1 protein-coding gene and 1 pseudogene are annotated in these 1,295 nt (G+C 71.2%); both read left to right on the top strand.

All coding sequences use genetic code 11. The features are described 5' to 3' along the window. Positions 1–101 precede the first annotated feature (101 nt). On the top strand, positions 102–428 hold the full coding sequence (locus ABTZ89_RS38740; protein WP_270951683.1) for a hypothetical protein: 327 nt from the start codon (positions 102–104) through the stop codon (positions 426–428). Positions 429–444: 16 nt separating this feature from the next. Further along, positions 445–1,295: pseudogene (locus ABTZ89_RS38735) on the top strand (hypothetical protein); the annotation flags it as partial.

The following is a 1,295-nucleotide window of genomic DNA, read 5'->3' as shown; positions in this document are numbered from 1 at the left end:
GCTGCCCGTCTCGTGCCGACAAGGCGTTAACAGGAACTTTTCTCCCGCTCGCAACCCAAAATCGGTCAAATGGCGAAGGGTGTGGCGAGGGGGTTCTCCAGATGTCCAGCACCACCAGTTCCAGCACCGCCCACCGGACCCGTCGACAGCCCTCGAGCAAGAGCGGCCAGGCCGGTCCGACGATCCCCGTGCCCTACGTGACGGCGGAGCTGCACACCGCCAAGATCCCGCTGCCCGGCGGCAAGGAGGTCTCCTCCGCCGTCGACACCGTGCGCGGTCAGCTGCCCTCCGCGGACCAGCTGCTGTTCTACGGCGGGTTGACCGCGGCCGCTGCCTTCAGCGTCATCGAATGGCCGGTGGCGGCGGCGATCGGCATCGGGAACGCACTCGTCCAGCGCAGCGTGCACAAGGAGCGCGGCGAGGGCTGATCGCGAGGAACCGCCGATGCCACTGGGCTGGCTGCTCACCAAAGCAGCCGAGGTCGCCGCACCGGTGCTGCACGCAGCCCGCACCAAGGCGGCCGCTCCCACCGGTCGACGGGTCTGGGCCGGCCGACGCCGCAGCCACCTGGAGATCCGGGGCGTGCACGAACCCGGCTCCGAGGCCGCTGCGCGCGAAATCGAAGCCCGGGTCCTCGCCGCCGACGGCGTGCGCAGCGCCGAGGTCAACAGCGTGCTCGGACGTGTGGTCGTCGAGCACGATCCCGACGTCGTGGACATCGCGGAGCTGTCGCGGCTGATCTCCGAGGCCGAGCACGAGCACGATCTGGACGACGCGGTGATGTCCCCGCGCAGCACCGCCCACCCGGCCAACACCGAACCGGTGCTCCGCGACGCGGCAGCGCTGGTCATCAGCCTGGCCGGGCTCGGCTACTCCGCAGCGGCCTCGCTGCTGCCGGTGCGCACGGTGCCACCGCTGTTCCCCGCCGTGATCTCGCTGGTCGACTCCGTGCCGTGGCTGCGCAACGGTCTGGAGCGCAAGCTCGGCCGAGCACCAGCGGACAGCTTGCTCGTGCTCGGTGGCGCCGTCTCGCACGGGTTGTCCCGGAACCCGCTCGGCGTGTTCACCCACTTGTGCGGCCGGTTCTGCGCCTCACGCGAGACGCTCGCCCGGCAGCAGGCCTGGCACGAGTGGGAGCGGAGTTCGGTGCACCGGTGCGATCCGGTGGTCGTCGAGCCGCGCCCGCAACCGGTTCCGAGCGGCGGTCGACCGCTTCGCCTACCGCCCGGGCCAGTTCCTGACCCTGCGCGTCCCGCTGGGCGACGAGCACGTGGCGCGCTGCTACTCGCTGTCGA

This window comes from Saccharopolyspora sp. NPDC002686 (assembly GCF_040295745.1).
Lineage (GTDB): Bacteria > Actinomycetota > Actinomycetes > Mycobacteriales > Pseudonocardiaceae > Saccharopolyspora > Saccharopolyspora oryzae.
This window is presented reverse-complemented; position numbering and strand designations above follow the sequence as displayed.